Here is a 13,814-nt window from a genome sequence, read left to right as displayed (position 1 = left end):
CCCGGCCCGTGTGGCGGCGGTATGGTGGGTCCATGACGGACCCCTCCCGCCCTCCCGAACAGACCGACGGCGCTGGCCCCGGCGTCCCACCACAGGCCGCCTCCCAGCAACACCGCGCCGCCGCGCCGCGCCGCGTGCGGGTGGCGGTGCTGACCATCAGTGACACCCGCACGCCCGAGACCGATACCAGCGGCCAGTACCTGCTGACCGAACTGAAGGCGGCGGGCCACGAGGTGATTCATTACCGGGTGGTCAGGGACGACGCTGTCGCGATCCGTACCACGCTGGTGCAGTTCCTGCGCGAGGCGACGGTGGTGCTGACCTCCGGCGGTACAGGCCTGACCGGGCGCGACGTGACCGTGCCGGTGGTGGAGTCCCTGATCACCAAGCCCATCCCCGGCTTTGGCGAGCTGTTCCGCATGCTCAGTTACCGCGAGGTGGGCGGCGCGGCCATGCTGTCGCGGGCGCTGGGCGGGCTGTGCCGGGGTTCGGCGATCTTTGCCATGCCCGGCAGCCTGAATGCGGTCAAGACTGCCTGGGAAGGCATTCTGGGGGCCGAGATCGGCCACCTCGCCTTCGAGATCGAGCGCCACGGGCAGCCGGGCGTGGTGCTGTCCGGGCCTGCCGCGCCGGCCCTGTCGCCCGCCGTGTCGCCGACACCTCCGGCCCAGGCCAGACCGCCGGTGGCCGTGCCTCCCGCAGATGTGGCTGAGGCGCCGGAAGCTGCCCCGCGGCAGTCCGGCGGCCCGAGCAATCCTGCATCCCGCCTGGGCCGGCACAAGAAGGAAGAACCGCGTCTGTAGAGGTGGCCGTCGGTCAACCCCTTCGGTTCGGACGGCCCCGGCCATCTCTGCCGATGTTCCATTCCGCGCGGCAACGGGGAGATACTTTGGAGGGGGCCGGAGGCGGTCAGGGCCGGCCATAGGGAGGCTGACGTGCAAGATGTGGGGGTTCTGGGGGCCGGGTGGAGCGGGCTGAGTCCGCTGACCGAGGTCACGGGGGTGTACGCCCTGGTGCTGGCCCTGATCGCCCTGCACTGGGTGCTGCGGGTGGGCCGCGAGGCCCGGCTGGGCTACCTGCCCGGTGTGGCGTGGTGGGCCGTGCCGGGCGTGGCCATGCTGCTGCTCACGCCCACGCTGGACGTGCCGGCCCTGTTCGGACTGGGGGCGGCGGCGCTGCTGCTGGCCGAGTTCTGGCCGCTGCCGTACCGCCGCGCGTCCCGTCGCCCGTCGCCCGCGTGGCCAGTGGTGTGGGTGCTGATCGGCGGGGTGCTGGCCCTGAACGTGTGGCAGGGGGGGCAGGCTGAGCCGCTGGCCTTCGTGGTGGCCCTGTCCGCGCTGCTGGCGGGTCTCGCGGGCTTGCTGGGGGTGGCGCTGTATCCGGCAGGCGGCACAGCCGCGAAAACCCGTCCCGTACTGAATTTTCAGACGCGCTGGCACCGCACCGTCACACCCGACTGGCCGGACCTGAGCGTGACCCTCAGCGAGCAGGGGGCGCACCTCAGAAACATCTCGCCGCGCCCGGTGAGGCTGGCCGGCTGGTCCCCCGCCGGGATCAACGGGTGGTTCCGCGTGCGCGGCCCCGACGGTCAGGTGCTGTCCGAACTGCGTGCCGGTCAGGAGGCCCTGCTGCCCGTGGGCGAGCGCGACAGTGGCGTGCGCGTGTGGTACGGCCCCGACAAGTCGTCCGAGGCCCATCTGTTCCGCGCCGACTGGACCCCGGTGGGCCGGGCGGACCAGCGCGTGCTGAACTGAGATGGCGCGCGCGTCTGCGTTTCTCTGCGGCCCCGCCCTCTCACGCCCGCCGCAGGAAGCCGCGATAGGCTGTGCGACATCGTGAGTCTGGTGTTTGGATGGGCGGCCCTGCGGGCATGGACGGAAGACGTGGGCACCGGCGGGACCCTGCGCCAGGAACCACAGGATTTCCGGGTGGAGGAGGTTGCGGCCTACCCGCTGTCGGGTGAGGGCGATCACCTGTACCTGCATGTGGAAAAGACCGGGCATACCACCGCCCACGTGCTGCGGGAACTGGGCGCACAACTTGGGGTGCGTGACCGTGACATTGGCGTGGCGGGCCTCAAAGACCGGCACGCGGTCACGACGCAGTGGCTGAGCGTGCCGGCCAAATACGAGCGGCGGCTGGGCGACTTTGCCCTGGACGGTGTGCGAATTCTGGACACCACCCGCCACAGCAACAAGCTGGGGATGGGTCACCTGCGCGGCAACCGCTTTGTGGTGCGCGTGCGCGGCGCAGAGGGTGGGGCAGCCGAGGCACAGGCCACCCTGGCAACGCTGGGTGCCCACGGCGTGCCCAATTACTTTGGTCCGCAGCGCTTCGGCCTGGGCGGTCTGAACGCCGAGGAAGGCCTGCGCGTGCTGCGCGGCGAGTCGCGTTTGCGTGACCCACGCGTGCGCCGTTTTCTGATCTCCAGCGTGCAGAGCGCGGTGTTCAATGCCTTTCTCAGCCTGCGTCTGGAACGCGGCGTCTTTGCCTCGCTGCTGGCGGGCGATATGGCGAAAAAGCACGACACGGGCGGCGTCTTTCTGGTGGAGGACGCCGCCGCCGAGTCGCCGCGCGCCGAACGTGGTGAGGTCAGCGCCACGGGCACGCTGTTCGGCAAGAAGACCAAGCCGCTGACCCTGGATGCCGGAGCCCTGGAGGCCGAGGCCCTGGCGCTGTTTGACCTGACCCCCAGCGTGTTCGCCTCCCGGCGCGGGGACCGGCGCCTGACCCGTGTGTTCCCGGAAGAGGCCAGCGTGACCCCACAGGACGACGGTTACACACTGGCCTTTACCCTGCCCAAGGGCAGCTTTGCCACCAGCGTGCTGCGCGAGGTGATGAAGACCGACGTCGACAGTGCCGAACCGGCGGACGCGGACAGCGGTGACGACGCCGGGGGAGAGGAATGAGGTGGAAAGGAGCGGCGTTGGCGGCCCTGCTGCTGTTGCCCGGCGCGGCAGCCCAGAACCCGCCGGGCCTGAGCGCCGATCTGAAACTCACGCCCAGCTACGGCGGCGCCCTGCTGACCGGCCGCATCAAGGCATCGAAGGCGGACGAGCTGATGGGCGTCTGGAGCAGCCTGGGCCGCGCCCGGTTGATGAAGTGTGCGCCCCGCTGCGAGGTGGTCAGGTCCGTGCCGATCAGCGGCAGCGTCATTCTCAGCGGCAACTCGGGATACCGCGTGGTGCTGGGCGGCAATTTCAAGGTCGGTCAGAAGGTCAGCGTGGTCCTGCGCCTCCGTCAGGGTGTGGTGCTCAACGTGATGGCGACGGTGTCCCGCTAGTCCCACATGAGGGAGGCCCAGCGAGCCGCTTTCCTCGCCGCGCTCTACGGCACGCCGCGCGAACGCTTTGGCCTCGCCGCCGGATCCCCAGGCGCCGCGCCGTCCTGGGCTGCCAACCGGTGGGCCGTCGTCACCGCCTGGAATCCGGGTGGAAGGCTTCAGCCCCGGGCCGACAATCTGCGGGCTGGGCGTGAGTTGCTGGATTTGATCGCCTCGCGTCCACACCTGCCCGGCGTCAACGGCGAGGGGCAATGGGCCGAGGCATCGGTGATTGTCCCCGGCCTCCACTTGAGGGAGGCCGCAGAACTGGGCCGCCGTTTCGGTCAGGCCGCCGTCCTCTTTGGCGTGGGGCGGAGGGTGGCCCTGGTGTGGCTGGAGGCCGCTGGTGTGTGCGTGGAGCGGTTCTGGGTGCGGCTCCTGCCGGATTGACGGCGGTGCCGGGGTTCATTGAAATGCGGAGGGAAATGCCAGGACAGCGACAGGGCTTTCCCCTGCGCCGTACGGTGCCTTCCAAACCGCTTCGCCCCTTTGCGTTAGGCTGACCTGTTGCTGCGGGACGGCCCTTTCTTTGGCTGCCCCCGGATTGCCGCCTCCGAGCTCAAACACTGCTCAAGCAGGAACGGGGGTGGCCATGACACACCAGCCCTTATCGTTGGGGCAAGAAGGAGGGCGAAGTATGACCACTCAAACCCTGAACATCAGAAATTACAGGCTGGGGCCGGACGCCCCGGACACCCTGAAACCCGAGGACCGGCAGCGCGTGGCCGGGTTCTTGCACACCCATCTGGACGAGTACGGCGACGCCCTGGAAGACATTCAGGCGTGCCTGGCCTACGCGCAGGAGCGCGGCGGCAGCGTGACCTACGCTGAGGAAGACGGAGAGTTGCTGGGCGCGGTGGTCACCAACCGCACCGGTATGAGCGGCTTTATTCCCGAAAATATCCTGGTCTACATCGCCGTTCACGGCAAGACGCGCGGGCGCGGCCTGGGCAAACAGCTGATGGAAACGGTGCTGGCAAATGTGGAGGGCAACGTTGCCCTCCACGTCGAGCCCCATAACCCCGCGAAGAAGCTGTATGAGCGGCTGGGCTTCACCAACAAGTACCTCGAAATGCGGCTGACCCGTTCAGGAGGGGAGTGAATGGCCTACCTGACGCTGAACCGCCCCAAATTGCAGGCCAACTTTGACTTTCTGGAGACCCTGTTCGGCGAGCATCACATCGACTGGGGCATCACCACCAAGCTGCTGTGCGGCAACAAACTGTTCCTGAACGAGGTGATCCGGTTGGGCCGCCTGGAATTGCTGGACTCGCGCATCAGCAACCTGCGGGCCATCAAGGAACTGAGTCCAGAGGCGCAGACGGTGTACATCAAGCCGCCCGCCTCGGCGCTGATCGAGGACCTCGTGACCTGGGCGGACGTGAGTTTCAACACCGAGCTGGAGACCATCCGCGCCATCTCTGCCGAGGCGGTGCGGCAGGACCGGCAGCATCTGATCATCATCATGATCGAGATGGGCGACCTGCGCGAGGGCGTGCTGCGCGAGGACATTGAGGCGTTTTACGCCCAGGTGTTTCAGCTGCCCAACATCAAGATCATCGGCATCGGCACCAACCTGAACTGCCTGAACGGCGTGATGCCCAGCGAGGACAAGCTGATTCAGCTGGGCCTGTACAAGAAGATCATTGAGCTGAAAAATGGCGTGGACATCCCCTGGGTCAGCGCCGGCACCACCGTGACCATTCCGCTGTTGATGGCGGGCGGGCTGCCGGGGGCCATCAACCACTTCCGCATCGGCGAGGCGCTGTTCTTCGGGCAGGATCTGGTGGCAGAAGGCACCTTCGCCGGCATGCACGACGACGTGCTGGAGCTGCACGCGCAGGTGATTGAGCTGGCCGAGAAGCCCAACACGCCCTCCGGCACGCTGGGCAAGAACCCTTTCGGTGTCACTGCCGAAGCCGAGAACAGCGGCGGCACCAGTCACCGCGCGATTCTGGACGTGGGGTACCTGGACATCTCGCCGCAGTACCTGGAACCGGTGGACGGGAGGCTGGAGGTGATCGGCGGCAGCAGCGACATGCTGGTGCTGAACGTGGGCGAGAACGAGGCCGGGCTGAAGGTGGGCAGTTACGTCAAATTCCGCCTGAAATACATGGGTGCGTTGCATCTGATGAACTCGGCGTACATCGACAAATTCGTGCTGGACGAATCGGGCGAGCAGATTGCTGAGCTGCCTGAAGCGCAGGCCGTGGGCGGCTGACCACCTCTGGCGCAACCCCCAACCTCGCTTTTCGCGCCGCCCGGACCCCGTATTCTGGGCGGCGATGTCTGCTCCTGCTTCCCCGCGCTCTGCCGTCCACGACACCCACCCCGACTTCCCACATGAAACCGCGCACCTGAAGGGCACGGTGGACGCCATGCTGCGTCAGATCGACTTCTGGGAGGACCGGGACCGCCAGATGGGCGCGGACCTGGAAACCAGCATCATCCTGGCTGACGAGGCCGGGGAACACGCCGCGATGCTCTCGCCGCATGTGCACCATCCGTACTTCGGCAGCCTGAAGGTGCGGGTGGGCGGGCGCGAGCAGACGCTGTACATCGGCAAGCACGGCTTCCGCGACGTGAAGGGGCCGCACAGCGTGGTGGGCTGGGACAGCGAGGTGGGCAGCCTGTTCTACTCCGACGCGCTGGGCTGGACGCCGCGCCGGGGCGGGCAGGGCACGATCAAGCGGCGGCGACAGCTGGACATCGCCGCCAAGACGCTGCACCGCGTCACTGATCTGTACGACGACGAGGCTGGCGGCGACACCGGGGGCCGCGAGGAGGTGCTGCTGCGCCGCCTGGAAGAAGGCAGCACCGCTGGAATGCGCGACGTGGTGGAAACGCTGCAGCCCGAGCAGAACGCGGCCATGCGCCACCCTGCCGGAACTCCTGTGATCATTCAGGGCGCGGCAGGTTCGGGCAAGACCACCATCGGCTTTCACCGGCTGGCCTGGATGACCAACGCCGAGCGCGGGCCGCATCAGGCGCAGGCGGGGGCGTGCATGGTGTTGATGCCCAACCGGGTGTTGGCCACCTACGCCGCCCGGATTCTGCCAGAGCTGGGCATCGGGCCGGTCAACGTGACCACGCCGGAAAGCTGGGCGGTTGGGCTGCTGGGGCTGGAAAAGCTGGAGGTCACGGACCGCACCCTGACCCTGCTGCTCACCGACCACGACAACACCCGCCGGGCGCTGGCGTGGCGGCGCGCCAAGCTGCTGGGCGACGCCCGCATGCTGGACGTGGTCCGCACCCACCTGTGGAACCGCTTTAATGCCGCCCTGCGCGGGCAGTCGTTGCGCGAGGAGGTGGCCCTGAACCGCCGCGAGCCGCAGGTGTTTGCCCTGACCGACACCGATCTGCACGCCATCCTGCGCGACGTGTTCGCCGCCGATCCCCTGAGCGGCTACCGCGCGGGTTTCCGCCGAGCCGTGGAAGCCCTGGCCCTGTCACACCTGAACGTGCCTGACGACGAGGAAGCGGGGGTGCTGCGCCAGCTTTCCGCGCCCATCACGGCCCTGCTGGGCCGCGTTTTCGCCAGTACCACGCCCGTCACCGAGGCCCGCCGCCTGCTGGGCAGCCCCGAGGCGCTGGCCGCCAGTGGCCTGCTGACCGAGCGCGAGATCGCCCTGCTGGGCACCGATCCGCTGAGCGGCATTCCCACCCCGCGCCGCGCCCACGCCGACGCCACCGAACTGCCGCTGATGCTGGCCGTGCAGGCGTTTACCGGGGGCATCGGGCGGCAGGACGGGCGCACCCTCGAACCGTTTGACCATGTGGTGCTGGACGAGGCGCAGGACTACTCGCCGCTGCTGTACGCGCTGCTGGGCCGCGCCACCCGCCCCGGCCACCTGACCGCGCTGGGTGACCTGAATCAGGGCATGCACGGCTACAAGGGACCCAGCAGCTGGGAGGCGGTGCAGGCCGTGCTGCCCGGCGCGGAGGTGCTGACGCTGGGCCGCACCTACCGCAGCACCCGCCAGATCACCGAACTGGGAGCCCGGATTGCCGCCACCTACAACCGTGCCGCCCAGGTTCAGGGCGTGGACCGCGATGGGGCCGAGGTGCAGCGCTACGTGGCCCCCGCCGATGCCCCGCACGGCGAGCTGCCGCTGATTGCCCGGGCGGTCAAGGACGCGCAGGCTGCCGGGCATGTCAACATCGCCATCGTGACCCGCCGCGCCGTGGACGCGGACCGGCTGGCCGAGACCCTGCGTGACTTCGACACCGACGCCCAGCCGATCACCACGCAGGAACACCGCTTCCGGGGCGGGCTGGTGGTGCTGCCGGTCAGTCTTGCCAAGGGGCTGGAGTTCAGCGCGGCCATCGTGAGCAGCGCCAATGTCCAGACCTACGATGAAAGCACCGAGTACGAGCGTCGGCTGCTGTACGTCAGCGCCAGCCGCGCCCTGCACTGGCTGGCGCTGGTCAGCGCGGGCGAACTGCACCCGTTGATTGCTTGAGTACTGGAACGAAAAAGCCGCCCCGGTACTGGGGGCGGCTTTCAGTCATGAGGTTATTGACAGTTGACGACAGGAATTGCAGTCACGCTCTCAAGAATATTGCTGTTGTAACCGCTCTGATCGATGCCTTGCACGCGCACGTAAGTGTTGCCCTTAACATTGACGATAACGGGATTCACCACAATGGCCTGCGAGACGAGCTTGCTGCTTAGGCTGAGTGGGGCTGTGTTCGGGCCGAAGGTGAACTTGGCCTGTCCTGCACCGCTGGTATCACTGCCGTTAAACGCATAAAAAGGCACCGTCTGCGTTGCTCCTGTGCTCAGGCCCTTGAACTGTAGGTAAAGCTTGTTCAGTCCGCCCGTCCATTTAAGATCGACGAGCATGGTGGTGTTGGCATTATCGCAGATCAGATACTCGCCCGCCCTAACCGTGTTTCCATTTTGATCTGTGAAAGCTGTTTTAGCCTGGTAGTTGGTGCTGTAGCTAAGTTCATTGAGCTTAAGGCTCGGTGCGTACTGGCTGCCGGGGGCAAAGCCAAAATCGGCGGTGACGGTCACGCCACCACAGCTCGCCAGCACGCCCGTCAGTCCTACCGCCGCCATCATCAGTCTTTTCATACTGTTCACTCTCCGGCATGAAGCTGATGCGGGCGTGACCGTCGCCTTCAGAAAACCTGAGGACGGCACAAAGAAAACGCCGGGGCGACTGCTCCGGCGTCCGTTAAGTGCTTAGATTAAACGTCTTCGTCGGTGGTCTGGGTAACCGTGCAGTTCGTGTACACATCTGTTGTGTAACTCAGAATACCGCTGAAAGTAAAGGTGTCTGAGCCAGTGTTCACACGGAAAGCCGGGTAAAAGAAGCCCGCACGGCTGTTGGCGTTGGTGGTAACTACTTTTACCTTGACCGAAGCAGGAGTGACGATGATGCTCTGCGGCAACAGGGTGTCTGCGGCGCTGGAATCAGCGTTGAAGGTAATCCGGTACTTGCCGCCGGTTCCGGGCAGCTCGGAGCCCTTGACGGTCGTCGTGAAGTTGTTGTCGTATTTTGTGGAGTTGCCACCCTTCAGGCCGATGGTGATGTCCTGAACCGTGCCGGCCAGATCAAAATCCACGGCTACCTGGGTCAGGTTTGCCCGGCCAGGATTGTTGGCGATATTGTCGCAGGCGACGAATTTGCCAGATGTGTTATTCAGGCGATACTCGGTGCGGACCTTAGTGATCTCGCCCCGTGCGCTGCCGTCCGGTGCGCTTCCGCTTCCGCAACCTGCCAGAAGTCCAGTCAACCCGATTGCGGCGGCGGCCATCATCATCTTCTTCATGTCGTCCACTGTGGCGCATCCCGCTTTTTAATGGGTGACCGGAACATTTATAAAACGTGAGCTTCGTTGTGACCGTGCGGGCGTGGGCGCCTATCGCCTTGAACGCTTCCCGGCACTCTGCTCATGGAGGCAGGAAGCGGTCAACCGGCCCGGTAAACTCCTGAACATGACCCTCAGCGAACTGGCCGGAAAACCCGCTCCCCAAAGCCTGCTGACCAACATTCCCCGTCTGGTGGCCCATTACTACGAAACGCGCCCGGACGTGCACGACCCCTTGCAGCGCGTCGCCTTCGGCACCAGCGGACACCGGGGCACCAGCCTGAACGGCACCTTCAACGAGGCGCACATTCTGGCGGTGGCGCAGGCAGTGGCCGAACACCGCCTGACGGCGGGCATCAGCGGGCCGCTGTTCATGGGGCTGGACTCACATGCCCTGTCCGAACCCGCGTGGATGAGTGCGCTGGAAGTCCTGACCGCCAACGGCGTGCGCGTGTGCGTGCAGCCCGGCGTGATGACCCCCACACCGCTGATCAGCCACGCCATTCTGGAACACAACCGCGCAGGCAAGGGGGGCACGGCGGACGGCATCGTGATCACACCCAGCCACAACCCGCCGCAGGACGGCGGCTTTAAATACAACCCCCCGTCGGGCGGCCCCGCCGATACCGACGTGACCGGGGCGGTGCAGGTCCGCGCCAACGCCATCCTCGAAAACGAGATGCGCGACGTGAAACGCCTGTCGCTGGAAGACGCGATGGGCAAGCTGGAGGAGTACGATTTCATCGCGCCCTACGTGCGCCAGTTGCCTGAAGTGATTGATCTGGACGCCATCAAACAGAGCGGCGTTCATGTGGGCATTGATCCGCTGGGCGGGGCCAGCCTGCCGGTGTGGGAGGCAATCCTGGCCGAGTACAACCTGAACTTCGAGATCGTGAATAAAACTGTCGATCCCCGCTTCGCCTTCATGAGCGTCGATAAGGACGGCAAGATTCGCATGGACTGCTCCAGCCCCTACGCGATGGCCGGGCTGCTGCGCCTCAAGGACGATTTTGACGTGGCCGTGGGCAACGATCCAGACGCCGACCGCCACGGCATCGTCACCGCCGACGGCCTGATGAACCCCAACCACTACCTCGCCGTCATGATCGACTACCTGTTCACGCACCGTCCCGGCTGGCGGACGACGGCAGGTGTGGGCAAGACGCTGGTCAGCAGCGCCCTGATTGACCGGGTGGCCGGTGGCCTGGGCCGCCCGCTGGTGGAGGTGCCGGTGGGCTTCAAATACTTCGTGGACGGCCTGCTGACCGGCGATCTGGGGTTTGGCGGCGAGGAATCCGCCGGGGCCAGCTTCCTGCGCCTGAACGGCGGCGCGTGGAGCACCGACAAGGACGGCCTGATTCCCGGCCTGCTGGCCGCCGAGATGACCGCCAGGACCGGCAAGACCCCCAGCCAGCGCTTCGCCGATCTGACTGGGAAATACGGCGCCACCGCCTATGACCGCCAGGACGCCCCCGCCACGCCCGCGCAGAAGAAGATTCTGGGCAACCTCTCGCCGGATGACGTGAAGGCGCAGACCCTGGCGGGCGACCCCATCACCGCCCGCCTGACCCGCGCCCCCGGCAACGACGCGCCCATCGGTGGCCTGAAGGTCACCACTGCCGAGGCGTGGTTTGCCGCCCGCCCCAGCGGCACCGAGGACGTGTACAAGATCTACGCCGAGAGCTTCAAGGGCGCAGACCACCTGAAACAGGTGATGCAGGAGGCCCGCGAAGTGGTGTCTGAGGCGCTGGGGGGCAAATAGGAATGGGGGAGACGGCGCCGGGAGGGGCTGATCCCCACACCGTGATCACCCGCGAGGAGCTGGCGGGCGTGGAGTTCGACTGGTTCGCCGCCGACGTACGCGGCCATGTGGCGCAGTTCATGGCGGCAGGCGACACCCAGGTGCCGGAGGCAGCCCTGCACTCCGAGGAACTGCTGGAATCGCTGCACGTCTGGATCGACACCCGCCCGGAAACGGAACCGCCCAACGCTCCGGCGGGCGGCTTCGACGAGCACCTGACCCCGCCCCAGCGCCGGGGAGCTTCCGTCTATGACCGCGTGCCGGGGCAGTCGGGCCTGTACCGTCTGGTGGCCGCGCCGCGCACGCCGTTCACGGTGGCGGAACTTCCGGCGCCTCTGCGTGACTATCTGGAAAGTCTGACGTTGGACGTGTCGTTTGGGGAAGGGTGGCTGCACGTCGCGCCGGACGGCGTGGCGCAGGCCGGGGCAGACCCGCAACCATCCCCCGGCTGAATCCTGCGGGCCACGCGCTACAGTTGGCCGCGTGACCGTTCCGCCCGCCGCCCCTGACCCACCCGAAGCCCACAAAGGCCCGGCCACTCCAGCCCCGCTGCCGCGCAAGTCGCTGCGGGCCAACACCCTGATCGTCATGGCGGGCACGCTGGGTTCGCGGCTGTCGGGCATCGTGCGGACCCAGATCATGGGAACCTTCGGCAACACCCTGCTGGACGCTTTTCTGGTGGCGGTGCGCGTGCCCAATCTGCTGCGCGAGCTGCTGGCGGAGGGTGCGCTGGTCAATTCGTTTATCCCGGTGTACAAGTCGCTGGACGAGACGGAGAGAAGGAAACTGGCCCAGACCTTCAGCGGCGTGCTGATCGCGGTCAATCTGCTGCTGATGGCGCTGGGCATCCTGGCGGCACCGTTCATCGTAGACCTGCTGATTGCGGCCACCCCCAACGTGGACCGCGCCGTGGCGGTGTACATGACCCAACTGGTGATGCCGTTCCTGATGCTGATCAGTCTGTCCAGCATCGCCATGGGCCTGTTGAACGCCGACGAGCATTTCCGCGAGAGCAGCTTCGCCCCGGTGGCCTTCAACCTCGCCAGCATCGTGGCGCTGCTGCTGCTGCCCAACACGGCCACGTGGCTGGCCTTCGGCTGGCTGATTGGCGGTCTGGCGCAGCTGGCTGTACAGCTTCCGGCCCTGACACGTTTCGGTTTGCTGCCCACCCCCAGTCTGAAACCAAATCCATCGCTGATGCGGGTGCTGCGGCAGATGGCCCCGTTTACGCTGACCGCCGGAGCCCGGCAGTTCCTGAACCTGTATGTCACGAGGCTGCTCAGCGACAACACCAGATTTCTCCCCGGAACCCAGTCCGGGTACTTTTACGCCGAGACGCTGTTTACCACAGTGAACGGGCTGTTCGTCGTGTCGCCTGCACTGGCCCTGTTCCCCCGCTTCTCCGAACACGCTGCCGCGAGGGACTGGTCGGCCTTCAAGGCACTCACTGTGCAGGGCATTCGCACCACCACGTTCCTGGCCGCCCCCATGAGTGCGCTGCTGGTGGTGCTCGCCGGGTACGCGGTCAGCATCGTCAATATTTCCCGTGGTTACGACGTGGCGCGGTTTGAAGCTGCGAGCGAGATTCTGACCGGCTGGGGGCTGGCCCTGGTGCCCTGGGCCATGGTGACCCTGCTGCTGCGTACCTTCTACGCCCGCGAGCGCACGATGGAGGCCGTGACCGTCAGCGCGGTGGGCTTCGTGCTGGAAGTCGGGCTGTACCGCCTGCTGGTGCCGCCGCTGGGGCTGCTGGGCTTCGGCGTCAGCACCGCGATCAGCGGCGTGCTGATGGCCGGGGCGCTGGCCCTGCTGTACCGCCGCGCCCTGGGCTTTCCGGGCCGCGAGATCACGGCGCATCTGGCGCGGGTGCTGCCGCTGTCGCTACTTGCGGGGCTGGTGGCGTGGCTGGCGCTGCGTTTCGTGCCCTTTATTCCCGCCCCGGGCTTTATCGTTCCTGGGCTGATCGGCCTGAGCGTGGCGGGCGGCGCGGGGCTGGCTGCCTACCTGCTGGGCGCACTGCTGCTGAGGATGCCGGAAATGGGCGGCCTGCTGCGGCGGCTGCGGCGCTGAGTGACAGCGTCTGAGTGGGCCTCGTTACTTCGTCATGGAATACGTGGGACAGGTGGGCGTTACAGGCGGATGCCGATCAGCGCGTAGGCCACCAGCGCCACCTTCTCGCGCAGCAGGTAACTGCGGCTGACGCCCCGGCTCAACGGGCTGGCGCTGACGTTGGCCTCCAGGCCCAGGGCGCGGGCCAGGGCCTGGGCACGCGGGGCATGCGCCTCGTCGGTGACCAGCGTGAAGGGCGTGTGGGGCGGCAGCATGGTGCGGGCAAAGCGCAGATTCTCGATGGTGGTCCGACTGCGCGCCTCGGCCAGCAGGGCCTCACGCGGCACGCCATGCTGGCCCAGGTACGCCTGTCCCACCTCGCCCTCGCTGAAGGGGTCGCCGGGCCGCCGCCCACCCGTGACCACGATCTGCGTCACGCCGCCGCCCCGGTACAGCGCCAGCGCGTGATTGAGCCGCCGCTGAAAGGCCGGGCTGGGCCGGCCCGCATACTGCGCCGCGCCCAGCACGATCAGGGTGGGGTGGGGGCGCTCAGCATTCGGCACCCGCAGGTTGGGGAGCGCCAGAAAACCCACGGCCAGCAGGGCCACGACGGCCAGGGGCAAGACGGTGAGGGTGGACCCCCGGATGTGCATGCGGGCAGCGTAGCATGAAGAAAACATCAAGGTGTGGTGCCGGCCCGGAATGAAAAAGGCCGTCTGGACGGCTCTGTTTCCACTGTCTGGGCGGGCACCTACGACCTGCTATTCAGATGGCCACATGTGTCTCATCGTTTGCGCCCTACCTTCCGGAAGCCCGCCAGGG

General features: G+C 66.8%; 14 protein-coding genes. 11 read left to right on the top strand and 3 right to left on the bottom strand.

The window, feature by feature from the left end; all coding sequences use genetic code 11:
• Window positions 1-32 precede the first annotated feature (32 nt).
• From IEY31_RS10525 to IEY31_RS10490, 8 genes are all read left to right on the top strand, one after another.
• The gene (locus IEY31_RS10525; protein ID WP_188971704.1) at window positions 33-803 is read left to right on the top strand and encodes a MogA/MoaB family molybdenum cofactor biosynthesis protein; all 771 of its coding nucleotides are present in this window, start codon (window positions 33-35) and stop codon (window positions 801-803) included.
• 132 nt (window positions 804-935) lie between these two features.
• A complete protein-coding gene (locus IEY31_RS10520) occupies window positions 936-1,754 on the top strand; it encodes a hypothetical protein (RefSeq protein WP_229723487.1) in 819 nt (272 codons plus the stop codon).
• Between the two features lie 81 nt (window positions 1,755-1,835).
• Window positions 1,836-2,909 carry a tRNA pseudouridine(13) synthase TruD gene (gene truD, locus IEY31_RS10515; protein ID WP_188971702.1) on the top strand — a complete coding sequence of 358 codons (1,074 nt, stop codon included), beginning with the start codon at window positions 1,836-1,838 and terminating at the stop codon, window positions 2,907-2,909.
• Window positions 2,906-3,283 carry a hypothetical protein gene (locus IEY31_RS10510; RefSeq protein ID WP_188971700.1) on the top strand — a complete coding sequence of 126 codons (378 nt, stop codon included), beginning with the start codon at window positions 2,906-2,908 and terminating at the stop codon, window positions 3,281-3,283. Before truD ends, IEY31_RS10510 begins: the two co-directional genes overlap by 4 nt.
• Window positions 3,284-3,289: 6 nt before the next feature.
• A complete protein-coding gene (locus IEY31_RS10505) occupies window positions 3,290-3,712 on the top strand; it encodes a DUF3293 domain-containing protein (protein ID WP_188971698.1) in 423 nt (140 codons plus the stop codon).
• A gap of 247 nt (window positions 3,713-3,959) precedes the next feature.
• On the top strand, window positions 3,960-4,424 hold the full coding sequence (locus IEY31_RS10500) for a GNAT family N-acetyltransferase (RefSeq protein ID WP_188971696.1): 465 nt from the start codon (window positions 3,960-3,962) through the stop codon (window positions 4,422-4,424).
• Window positions 4,425-5,543 (top strand): alanine racemase, encoded by a 1,119-nt coding sequence (locus IEY31_RS10495; RefSeq protein ID WP_188971694.1) that lies wholly within the window; start codon window positions 4,425-4,427, stop codon window positions 5,541-5,543.
• A gap of 64 nt (window positions 5,544-5,607) precedes the next feature.
• Window positions 5,608-7,785, top strand: coding sequence for a HelD family protein (locus IEY31_RS10490; RefSeq protein ID WP_229723486.1), 2,178 nt, complete (start codon window positions 5,608-5,610; stop codon window positions 7,783-7,785).
• Window positions 7,786-7,838: 53 nt separating this feature from the next.
• Here the strand turns inward: IEY31_RS10490 and IEY31_RS10485 are convergent, their stop codons facing one another.
• A complete protein-coding gene (locus IEY31_RS10485; RefSeq protein WP_229723485.1) occupies window positions 7,839-8,402 on the bottom strand; it encodes a hypothetical protein in 564 nt (187 codons plus the stop codon).
• Window positions 8,403-8,518: 116 nt separating this feature from the next.
• Complete coding sequence (locus IEY31_RS10480; RefSeq protein ID WP_188971692.1) at window positions 8,519-9,103, bottom strand: hypothetical protein; 585 nt, start codon at window positions 9,101-9,103, stop codon at window positions 8,519-8,521.
• 166 nt (window positions 9,104-9,269) lie between these two features.
• Here IEY31_RS10480 and pgm point away from each other — a divergent pair, with 166 nt between their 5' ends.
• Genes pgm through murJ form a run of 3 tightly spaced genes read left to right on the top strand, consistent with a single transcriptional unit; the run spans window position 9,270 to window position 13,013 of the window.
• Window positions 9,270-10,904 carry a phosphoglucomutase (alpha-D-glucose-1,6-bisphosphate-dependent) gene (gene pgm, locus IEY31_RS10475; RefSeq protein WP_188971690.1) on the top strand — a complete coding sequence of 545 codons (1,635 nt, stop codon included), beginning with the start codon at window positions 9,270-9,272 and terminating at the stop codon, window positions 10,902-10,904.
• A gap of 2 nt (window positions 10,905-10,906) precedes the next feature.
• Window positions 10,907-11,395 (top strand): hypothetical protein, encoded by a 489-nt coding sequence (locus IEY31_RS10470; protein ID WP_188971688.1) that lies wholly within the window; start codon window positions 10,907-10,909, stop codon window positions 11,393-11,395.
• Window positions 11,396-11,426: 31 nt separating this feature from the next.
• Window positions 11,427-13,013, top strand: a complete 1,587-nt coding sequence (murJ, locus tag IEY31_RS10465; protein WP_188971686.1) for a murein biosynthesis integral membrane protein MurJ — start codon at window positions 11,427-11,429, stop codon at window positions 13,011-13,013.
• Between the two features lie 59 nt (window positions 13,014-13,072).
• Here murJ and IEY31_RS10460 read toward each other — a convergent pair whose 3' ends face one another.
• Window positions 13,073-13,645, bottom strand: a complete 573-nt coding sequence (locus tag IEY31_RS10460; protein WP_188971684.1) for a YdcF family protein — start codon at window positions 13,643-13,645, stop codon at window positions 13,073-13,075.
• Between the last annotated feature and the right edge of the window lie 169 nt (window positions 13,646-13,814).

It is taken from the genome of Deinococcus aerolatus, from assembly GCF_014647055.1.
In the GTDB taxonomy this organism is placed as follows: domain Bacteria; phylum Deinococcota; class Deinococci; order Deinococcales; family Deinococcaceae; genus Deinococcus; species Deinococcus aerolatus.
The sequence above is the reverse complement of the archived record's forward strand: the minus strand, read 5'-3'. Positions and strand labels throughout refer to the sequence as shown.

Bases quoted from the DNA above. Each gene is read 5' to 3' on its own strand.
- pgm (WP_188971690.1), top strand. From the start codon at position 9,270: ATGACCCTCAGCGAACTGGCCGGAAAACCCGCTCCCCAAAGCCTGCTG.
- IEY31_RS10510 (WP_188971700.1), top strand. From the start codon at position 2,906: ATGAGGTGGAAAGGAGCGGCGTTGGCGGCCCTGCTGCTGTTGCCCGGC.
- IEY31_RS10525 (WP_188971704.1), top strand. From the start codon at position 33: ATGACGGACCCCTCCCGCCCTCCCGAACAGACCGACGGCGCTGGCCCC.
- IEY31_RS10460 (WP_188971684.1), bottom strand. From the start codon at position 13,645: ATGCACATCCGGGGGTCCACCCTCACCGTCTTGCCCCTGGCCGTCGTG.
- IEY31_RS10505 (WP_188971698.1), top strand. From the start codon at position 3,290: ATGAGGGAGGCCCAGCGAGCCGCTTTCCTCGCCGCGCTCTACGGCACG.
- IEY31_RS10480 (WP_188971692.1), bottom strand. From the start codon at position 9,103: ATGAAGAAGATGATGATGGCCGCCGCCGCAATCGGGTTGACTGGACTT.
- IEY31_RS10470 (WP_188971688.1), top strand. From the start codon at position 10,907: ATGGGGGAGACGGCGCCGGGAGGGGCTGATCCCCACACCGTGATCACC.
- IEY31_RS10485 (WP_229723485.1), bottom strand. From the start codon at position 8,402: ATGAAAAGACTGATGATGGCGGCGGTAGGACTGACGGGCGTGCTGGCG.
- IEY31_RS10495 (WP_188971694.1), top strand. From the start codon at position 4,425: ATGGCCTACCTGACGCTGAACCGCCCCAAATTGCAGGCCAACTTTGAC.
- IEY31_RS10490 (WP_229723486.1), top strand. From the start codon at position 5,608: ATGTCTGCTCCTGCTTCCCCGCGCTCTGCCGTCCACGACACCCACCCC.
- IEY31_RS10500 (WP_188971696.1), top strand. From the start codon at position 3,960: ATGACCACTCAAACCCTGAACATCAGAAATTACAGGCTGGGGCCGGAC.